Raw genomic sequence first — 8654 nt, 5'->3', positions numbered from 1 at the left:
CTCCCGGACGGTCTCATTGCCCGCCCAGTTGCGCCAAGCCGAGGACTTACCAATGGGCGAGCCCATGGGCACCTCCGTCTGCCGGGACCGGCCACCATCGTGAACCGGGCCTTCCCGGCTTCACCACGCGGGGGGGGCGGGTGATGGCCGTTCACAGGGCGATGCGTCGTCCGACCTCCGTCCGGGCGGGATGGACCGGTCCCGTCTCCCGCAGGTATGCCGAGCATGGCATCCGACGGTGGTTCGGGCGTCCGTCGTGACGCTGCGGGGTGACGTCCTGCCGGTACCTGCTGGTCTACGAGCGTGTCGCGGTGCACCATCACGAGGGCACGGGGCGCACAGGCACGGGGCGCACAGGCACGGGGCGCACAGGCACAGGGGCGCAGGCAGGGGCACACAGGAAGACACGGCTACGGAAGGCGGATCGTATGGTGACCGCAACCGGATCTCGTCCGGCCGGGATCAGCCTCGGTCGGCTCGCCGAGCTGGCGCAGGAACGGACCGGCGGCACGGCGGAGCTTCGCTTCGAGGGACGCGACCAGACGTCGGGGGAGTTGCTGGCGCGGGCCCGCCGGTTGTCGGGCGGCCTGCGGGCGGCGGGTCTGCGCCGGGGCGACCGGGTGGCCGTGTGCATGGCCAACTGTCCCGAGGTGGGTGTCACCTACCAGGCGGTGTGGCGGGCCGGTGGGGTCGTGACCCCGGTGCTGTTCCTGCTGACCGAGCACGAGCTGCGCCACGTCCTCGTCGACAGCGGAGCCCGGTTCGTGGTCACCACACCCGAGTTCCTGGACCGGGTCCGCGCGGCGGTCGGCGACGGCGGCTCGGCGGTGCGCGCCCTGATATTGGCGGACGGGGACCGGCCCGGCGTCTCCCCGCCTCCGCCGCAGTCCCCGTCCCCGCCACGATCCATGCTCCAGGCCGGCACACTCCGGGTCGGGCTCACCACCCCGGTACTGCGCTTCGCCGATCTCGAGGCCGGCGAGGAGAGTCCGGTTGTGGAGGTGGATCCTTCCGACATGGCCGCGCTGCTCTACACCGGCGGCACGACCGGGCGGGCGAAGGGGGTGGTCCTCTCGCACGACGGGCTGTCCGCGGGTGGCTGGGCAGCGATGTCGGCCACCCCGGACGAGAAGTTGGCCGGCCTGCTGCCGCTGCCGCTGTCCCACGTCTACGGGCTGACGATCAGCGTCATGACCCTGCACATGGTGAACCCCGGACCGATGGTTCTCATGCGCTGGTTCGAGCCGCGGAGCTGGCTCGACCTCGTGGTCGAGCACCAGGTGAACATCAGTGCGTTGGTGCCGTCCATGGTGGCGCAGCTGCTCGCGCAGCCCCTGCACGACTACGATCTGTCGACCCTGCGGCGGGTGACGAGCGGTGGCGCGCCGCTGCCCCGGGAGACCGCCCTCGAATGGCGCCGGCGGCTGCCCAGCGCCGAGCTGGTGGAGGGATACGGCTGTACCGAGTCATCCGCGATCATCACCACCTCGCCGGTGGGCGGAACACGACTCGGCAGCGTGGGCGTGCCCGCCCCCGGGGTCGAGGTGCGCATTGAGCTCCCCGACGGCTGCGAGGCCGGTCGGGGCCAGGACGCGGAGATCTGCGTGCGGGGCCCGATGGTGATGACGGGGTACTGGCAGGCCCCGGAGGCCACCGCGGGGGCGCTGCGGGGCGGTTGGCTGCACACCGGGGACATCGGCCGGCTGGACCCCGACGGCTACCTGTACGTGGTTGACCGGATCAAGGATCTGATCATCCGGGGTGGCGTCAACGTCTATCCGCGCGACGTCGAGGACGGCCTGCTCGCCCATCCCGAGGTCGCCTCGTGCGGCGTCGTGGGCCGACCGGACTCCCGGCGCGGGGAGGAGGTGGTCGCGTTCGTGGAACTCGTCCCGGGTGGCACCGTCTCCCCGGAGGAGCTGGTGCGCTGGGGCCGCGCCCGGCTGGGTCCCATCCGGTACCCGCGTGAGGTGCACATCGTCGAGGCACTGCCGCTCACCAGCAGCCTGAAGACCGACCGACGGATGCTGCGGTCGCTGGCGGCGCCGAGGTCGCTGCCGGCCCCGGGGCCGCTGATGGCGCCGACCTGACCCGACGGAGCGGATAGGTTCGAGCCCCGGCTACGCTGCGGGCTGGCTTGCCATGCTCGCTGACCTTCCGTCAGCTTCGGCGTTTGCCGCGATGTCTGCCGGGGGCAACCCCCCGAACCCCCGATGTCGAGCTTCGCTCGACCCGACCCGGTTCGACCCCTCTCACCTTGTCCGCGGTCCTTGTCCCGCCCGATCTCGCGGGCTGTTGCTCGCCGCGCCCTTGTTCGCTGTTCGGTATTGACCGAACAGCGAACAGCGTGAACGCTGGTCCGCGTGGACACCGAGGCCCTCGTGGTCGACGCCTTCTGCCAGCTCGGAGTCGAGGCCCGACCGCCCGCCTCCGGGCCCGATCGCGGGGTCGATCTCGTGCTCGACCCGGATGGTGTCGCGGTTCCCATCGAGCTCAAGCGCCGGTCACTGGTGTCCGAGGGCGTCGCCGCGCAGCTGCTCGCGGCCAGCCGTCCACCCGGTGGATCGGGCGGCTTCCTTCTCCTGGTCGTCGCGGACCGGGTGACCGGGGCGGCCCGGAAGCTGCTGACCGAGCATCGGGCCGGCTACTACGACCTGCGCGGCCGGATCGCGCTTCGTTCGAGCAACCTTGTGATCGACGCCGAGGTCAGTCCGGTCACCGGACGCGGTGCGCGGACACGGGCCTTGAGCGGCACGGCCGGGCTCGAGGTCGCGACCGCTTTGCTCATGGAGCCGCAAGCGGGCACCGCCGTCCGGGAGCTGGCGCGCCGGCTCGGCCGCTCCGCCAGCACGGTGTCGGAGCTGCTGGCGGCGCTGCGGCACGACGGTCTTGTCGACGCCGCGAACGTCGTCACGGACTCGCGGCTGTTCTGGCAGGTGGCCGAGCGATGGCCAACGCCGCGCGCCTATCTCGCCAGACTCCCCGATCCCGGTGACACCAGCGGCGTCACCAGATCGCTGCGTCTCGGCCTGCGTGACGTGGAAAACGAGATTGGGTGGGCGTTGACGGACACGACCGCCGCCGCGGCGTACGGTGCCCCGGTCGCTGTCCGCGCCGACCAGGTGCCTGACTTCTTCGTTCCCGATCAGGCGGTGCTCCGGCGCGCGGCTACGCTTCTCGGCGCCGCTCCGGCGCCGGCCCAGGCGCGTGCCGCGGTGCGGGTCGCACCGGTGGCGGCCGTCTGCGCCCGTCGCGTCGATCTCCTGCCCGAGCGGTGGCGGTGGCCGCTTGCGCATCCGCTGTTCGTCGCGCTCGATCTGGCTCAGGACGTGGGGCGTGGGCGCGAGATCCTCGACGTCTGGCTACCAGAGCCGGGGTGGGCCCGTGTCTGGTAGCCGGGTGACCTTCCTGGGCGACGCGATGGCCGCGGTCGTCCAGGCCGTCGAGGAAGTGCGGACACTCACCGGCCAGCCGCCTGTCGTGGTCGGCGGGCTGGCGGTGCTGTGCCCGAATCTCCAACGCCCACCGGGCGACAGCCGATCTGGACGTTGTCGACCGACTGCACGGGACCACGCCGCACCTGGAGGTGCTCCGCGCAGCGGCGGGCGCGAGGGCCGTGGAGCCCGCAGGCGTCCTGCTGCCAACTCCGTATGGCCAGGTCAAGGTGGACGTGCTGGAGGTGCGGCAGGTAGAGCTCGACCAGCCGAGCGACGATCCCGGCGACCGCCTCCACGCGTCCGCGCACGCCTGGGCGAACGACACCGCCACCGAGACCGCCATCGAGGTGATCCGGTCGGTCGGCGACCGCGTGGAGGTGAGGACGCCCGTCGCCGAGCTTCTTCTCGATGCCTGCGGACGCACCTGACGCGGCCCGAGTCGGCGACCAGGCGGGCACGCCCGCGTCACAACAGGCCGCTCGCACCACGATCGGGGCTACCAACTCGCCGTAGCGGCCGACGAGCCCCGGTCAGTCACCGGCGTCGATCGGCTGGCCCGCCGTCGGCCTCGTCGAGGAGAGCGTCACCAGGATCCGTATCCCATGATCACTGTCTACGTCGCCGCACCTCCATTTTCCACGTCTGCCCTGGCTGCCACTACCACCGGTACGAAATCGGCCCCGCCCACGCCCAAGTCCACTTGGCGGCGCGACGTCGCAACATCGGCATGGCCGGCGGCTCCCTGCTGGCCACATCCGCACTAACAGCCGCGCTCGCCCGCCGCGACGGATTTCCCTCCTCTTTCCGCATCCACAGACGCGACACAATCCTGACCGATCGCGGTCAGGAAACACCCACTGGCACCACTTCCGCCCCCACCGGGTGAGACCGGGACCCAGCCACGGCTTCGTTGCCAGCTGATCACATCACCAATCAAACCGACCTCTGAGCTCCGGCCCCGCCGGGTTGTCCATGGCCATGACCGCAGTCACGCCAGGTCCCGGGCCGCTGGCACCGCGCTCGCAGACTCCTGTGGGATCCGCGGTGGCACATCGGGCAGCAGGCTCCGGTAGGCATGACGGGGGGACGATCGTGACCGGAGTACCCCCATCAGCCATCGGCGGGCCGGGCCTTCCACCGTGTGATGCAGGACCGCGGCGAGGGCGAAGGACAGGGCGAAGTCGGCGAGGATGGCGAGCGCCGTCCCGGCCGCGGTGGTGGCGTCGACCCAGCCGAGTTCCCCGCTGATCGTGAGTGCGGCGGGGTGAACGAGATAGAAGGCGTAGGAGATCTCGCCGAAATAGACGAGTGGGCGGGAGCTGAACACCGGAATCCGGCGGCCGTCCGCCTCACGGGTGCCGGCCAGGAAGATGATGATGGCAAACGCCGGCAGTGTGAGCGTGTCGATGAATCCCTGTAGATGGCCGTAGCGGTAGCCCAGGAGTATCGAGACAACCAACCAGGCGTAAGCATCCGACGTTGCCACGGCGTTGCGCGGGCACCCTCACGAGCCAGCAACCCAAGGGCCACGCCAAGGACGAACTCGCCGAGCCGCACCGCCGGGTTCGCGTACGCGGCAAGATCGAATCGAGAGCCCGCGGCGCTCGCCACACATGACACGGCCGCGGCAGGGAGAACGAACAGGAGCGCGGTGCGGATGCGTTCGGGGTTGGTGCGGGTCGCGAACCTGCGGTACACGTATGGGAAGACCAGGTAGAAGAACGCCTCGCAGGACAACGACCACAGCACGGCACCACCCCAGCCGAAATAGATCGACTGGGTCGGGACCCAGGCCTGGACGAGGAGCAGACTCGGCAGGATGGAGAGGGGCTTCGAGCCGAAGTCCCCGAGTGTCTCCAGCGGCCACGCGATCGCGAGCCAGATCCAGATGGCGGCGAAGTACAGAGGATAGACCCGGGCGAACCGGCGCCAATAGAATTGCCCCACGGCGATCGGCCTGGCCGCCCAGGTGAGGACGAACCCCGACAGCACGAAGAAGAACGTGACGCCCACGTATCCGATGTTGCCTAGCACCGCGACCACAGGCAGAGTCCCTTGGACGTCTGCGTGGATGTGGCGGAGGAACACCAGAGTGGCGGCGACTCCCCGCAGGCCGGTCAACGTGGGCAGCTCCAGCCCGGCCTGAGACGGTGGGAGCTGCCGCGAGGGACGGAAGATCTCCTGCTGGGCAGATTCCGGCGAGGTCCTCCGGGTCAACGCGCCCCCTTGATCGTCAGCCATGCGTGCCGTCCCAGGCAAGGCCGCGGCGACACCTCGGAGAAACAAACACTAACGTAGGTGTTGAATTGTCTATCGAGCCCCGATCGGGTAAACATCGTGGCGTTGGCAGCCGGCTATCGGCCGGACCTGGGACCTGGCCGGCAGTCGCCGCACAGCGTTGTGAGGTCTAGCTCGTCTGCGGACGAGCTACGAACGAGTCCCTTGGTCCGGGTCCATGGGTGGGGCGCATCACGATCTCGGTGATACTCGCGCGGTCGGGAAGTGCCACTGCCCCGGTCACGGCGTCGGCGATGTCGTCGGGCGCGATGAGCAGGTCGGCATTCCACGCCCGCCCCTCGGCCTGGAAGATTTTTTGCTGCATGGGGGTCGCGGTGCGGCCCGGGAAGACCGTGCACACCCGCACCCCGGCAGCCGAGACCTCCGCCCGCAGGCTGTCGGCGATCGCCCGCAGGGCGTGCTTGGCCGCGGCGTACTGGCCGGCGCCGGCGCCGGCGGACAGGCCCTGGGTGGAGTTGATGAACACTACGTCGCCACCGGTCCGGATGAGGTCCGGGATCAGCATCTGGGTGAGCACATAGGGCGCGCGCACATTGACGTCCAGCTGTTCGTCGAGGTCGGCCAGCGGGGCGTCGGTGATCGCGCCGCGGTGGTAGGCCCCTGCCGAGTGCACCAGGATCTTCAGGTCCGTGGGCTGATCACGGACCATGTCGACCAGACAGCCGCGGTCCGCGGGATCGGTGATGTCCGCAGCCTGGTGGTGGATGGTCAGACCGACCTCGTCGGCTTCCTTGACCATCCTCGCCAGCACCTCCTGATCGCGACCGGTCGCGATGACAAGTGCGCCGGCCCGCGCCAACCGAAGGGCGACGGCGCGTCCGATCCCGCTGGAGGCACCGGTGACCAGCGCGCCGCGGCCGGCGAGCTGGGGCAGGTGGGCACATGGACTTCCGCCTGGCAGATGGTCGGCACAGGCGATAGCCAGGTTCTGCTTTGCCGTCACTGCTGGACGCTCCTCGGCAGAGTGGCGCAGGTCGCTAACCCGGACGAACGCGAACAGGTGGCCGCCGGGATCCCTGGACGGGCCCCGTCCGTCAGCGCGAACACGCGTCGATGCGAGTCGATCGCGGTCATCCGCGGCGAAGCAGCCACATCCCGCACAGCTGCGACAGTACCATTACGTAACGGTCGAGTATGCGTTGGCACCCAGGGGCGCGTCAGCTCTCCAATCCCCGCCGGGACGCCATCCCCGACGAACCAACTCTTACGTAACGGTAGAGTTTGACCTGGTGGACGCGGGGTGCCATGCGGGGTGCCATGACGAATCACATCGGGATGGGCCGCAGAAATGATCAACAGAGGGGATGCCGGCGCTGGCGAAGGCGCCGCGGCTCTGCGGGAGCACGCACTGATCGCCGAGCTGACCACGGTGCCCAGGTAATGACGCAGGAGCGGCTGCAGCAGATCTTCCGGGAGATCTTCGGTGACGACGACCTCGTCATCACCGACGCCACGACCGCCGCCGACATACCCGGATGGGACTCGCTCGCGCACATCAACCTCATCTATGCTGTCGAACGCGAGTTCTCGATCCAGATCGCCGACGAACGGCTCGCGAGTTTCGCCACCGTCGGTGACCTGCGCGAGCACATCGAGGAGCTCAGCGGTGTCCACTGAGACCGACAGCAGCGAACTCGGGGACCCCGGTGACGCTGGAGCGGGGCGGGGACATCCGACGCCGAGCAGCCAAAGTCGATGACCGCCTGGCGGCCCGAAGTGGAACCGTCAACCGCGCCTTCGCCCGCGGCGCAGGCTCCGGCCGCCTCGATGAATTATGATGCCCCGGATGCCGCGGACGCGGACGCGCGGCCGGTTGAACACGAGCCATCCGTCGTCCAACTCGTGGGGTGTCATCGGCGTGGGGTCTGGAGGATCAGGACAATCGGCACAACGGTTGCCTGGTCAGGTCTGCGATCAGTTCGAAGTCCTTGTCGCGGTGCAGGAGCGTGAGCCCGGCGGTTTCCGCTGTCGCTGCGATCAGCAGATCGGGGACGCCCGGGGCCCGATGATGGCCGGCTGCGGCCAGCAGGCCTTGGACCTCGTAGGCGCGCCGGGCCACGGCTGCCGGTATGTCCCACTGGATGACCATGCGTGCGAGCGGCAGGGTGCCGAGGAGCCGGGCGTGCTCAGGGCCGTTGCGGGCCGAGTAGCCCACTTCGAGCAGCGTGACCGCGCAGATGTGTACCAGACCTTGATCGACTCGCTGTGACCAGACGGGTTCGTCGGGATGGGTTGGTATGCGGACCAGTGCCGACTTGTCGATGAGCCAGCTGTCGGTCACGACCAGGCACCGCGCATCACGTCTTCGTCGGCGAGGTCCGAGATCAGGTCGTGGAGCTGCGCCCAGTTCTCCCGCCCAAGAGGGGGACGTGTGTCGCGCGATGCCCGCTCGGCTTCGGCGGCAAGCGTGCGGCGCAGATACTCGACACGCGAGATTCCGGCTCGGGCGGCGGCAGCGTCGAGCTCGGCGAGAACCGCATCGGGTACGTCACGTACGAGGATGTCGGCCACCGGCGCCACCTCGCAGGTTCGATATCAGACTCCTCAATCATGATAGCATGACTGCTTCTGTGCAGGCACCTACCCCATTCACCTCGCAACTCACCTCGCACGTACCCAAAGGTGTCCTGATATGCGGGGGCGTCTCCGGGGGCGTCTGCGGAGTCGAAATGAAATAACTTGCGCGTTTCGAACCCTCCACAGGCCTGTGACTTGCGATGATGCTCTCGATTACGTATTTGTTACTTCATTACGTCCCCTGCGGGTCGTGCGTAAGGTCGGCCAACGTCTTCTCGGCGCGTTGAGAATATTTTCGTGGAGCCGCCGACGGGTTTCCAACTAGCGTGCCACGGCTGTTGCCACGTAGGCGGATTATCCACGACGGCAGAGGCAATGCTAGGTGGCGGACTGGGGCCTGGA

The 8654-nt window shown here is 69.1% G+C and carries 8 protein-coding genes and 1 pseudogene; 4 read left to right on the top strand and 5 right to left on the bottom strand.

The genetic code is table 11. The annotated features are described in order from the left end of the window. The first annotated feature begins 428 nt into the window (after window positions 1-428). From ACY5KJ_RS07190 to ACY5KJ_RS07180, 3 genes are all read left to right on the top strand, one after another. Window positions 429-2090 (top strand): class I adenylate-forming enzyme family protein, encoded by a 1662-nt coding sequence (locus ACY5KJ_RS07190; protein WP_462187303.1) that lies wholly within the window; start codon window positions 429-431, stop codon window positions 2088-2090. Between the two features lie 273 nt (window positions 2091-2363). Then, window positions 2364-3395 carry a helix-turn-helix domain-containing protein gene (locus ACY5KJ_RS07185; RefSeq protein WP_462187304.1) on the top strand — a complete coding sequence of 344 codons (1032 nt, stop codon included), beginning with the start codon at window positions 2364-2366 and terminating at the stop codon, window positions 3393-3395. A 269-nt stretch (window positions 3396-3664) separates the two neighbouring features. Further along, on the top strand, window positions 3665-3865 hold the full coding sequence (locus ACY5KJ_RS07180; RefSeq protein ID WP_462187305.1) for a hypothetical protein: 201 nt from the start codon (window positions 3665-3667) through the stop codon (window positions 3863-3865). 560 nt (window positions 3866-4425) lie between these two features. On the opposite strand, the gene ACY5KJ_RS07175 is transcribed toward ACY5KJ_RS07180, so the two are convergent. The 3 genes and pseudogenes from ACY5KJ_RS07175 to ACY5KJ_RS07165 form a co-directional block, all read right to left on the bottom strand. Then, window positions 4426-4896 (bottom strand): acyltransferase family protein, encoded by a 471-nt coding sequence (locus ACY5KJ_RS07175; protein WP_462187312.1) that lies wholly within the window; start codon window positions 4894-4896, stop codon window positions 4426-4428. 104 nt (window positions 4897-5000) lie between these two features. Beyond that, window positions 5001-5678, bottom strand: a pseudogene (locus ACY5KJ_RS07170) (acyltransferase family protein); the annotation flags it as partial. Between the two features lie 166 nt (window positions 5679-5844). Beyond that, on the bottom strand, window positions 5845-6678 hold the full coding sequence (locus ACY5KJ_RS07165; RefSeq protein WP_462187306.1) for an SDR family oxidoreductase: 834 nt from the start codon (window positions 6676-6678) through the stop codon (window positions 5845-5847). Between the two features lie 437 nt (window positions 6679-7115). On the opposite strand from ACY5KJ_RS07165, the gene ACY5KJ_RS07160 reads away from it, so the two are divergent. Further along, entirely contained in the window at window positions 7116-7352 is a 237-nt protein-coding gene (locus ACY5KJ_RS07160; RefSeq protein ID WP_462187307.1) for an acyl carrier protein, read from the top strand. A 256-nt stretch (window positions 7353-7608) separates the two neighbouring features. Here ACY5KJ_RS07160 and ACY5KJ_RS07155 read toward each other — a convergent pair whose 3' ends face one another. Beyond that, entirely contained in the window at window positions 7609-8022 is a 414-nt protein-coding gene (locus ACY5KJ_RS07155) for a PIN domain-containing protein (protein ID WP_462187311.1), read from the bottom strand. Next, window positions 8013-8246, bottom strand: a complete 234-nt coding sequence (gene vapB / locus ACY5KJ_RS07150) for a type II toxin-antitoxin system VapB family antitoxin (RefSeq protein WP_462187308.1) — start codon at window positions 8244-8246, stop codon at window positions 8013-8015. Before vapB ends, ACY5KJ_RS07155 begins: the two co-directional genes overlap by 10 nt. Between the last annotated feature and the right edge of the window lie 408 nt (window positions 8247-8654).

It is taken from the genome of Frankia sp. CcWB3 (genome assembly GCF_977927595.1).
This window is presented reverse-complemented; position numbering and strand designations above follow the sequence as displayed.

Coding starts and splice junctions, on each gene's coding strand:
- ACY5KJ_RS07190 (WP_462187303.1), top strand. CDS start 429: ATGGTGACCGCAACCGGATCTCGTCCGGCCGGGATCAGCCTCGGTCGG.
- ACY5KJ_RS07160 (WP_462187307.1), top strand. CDS start 7,116: ATGACGCAGGAGCGGCTGCAGCAGATCTTCCGGGAGATCTTCGGTGAC.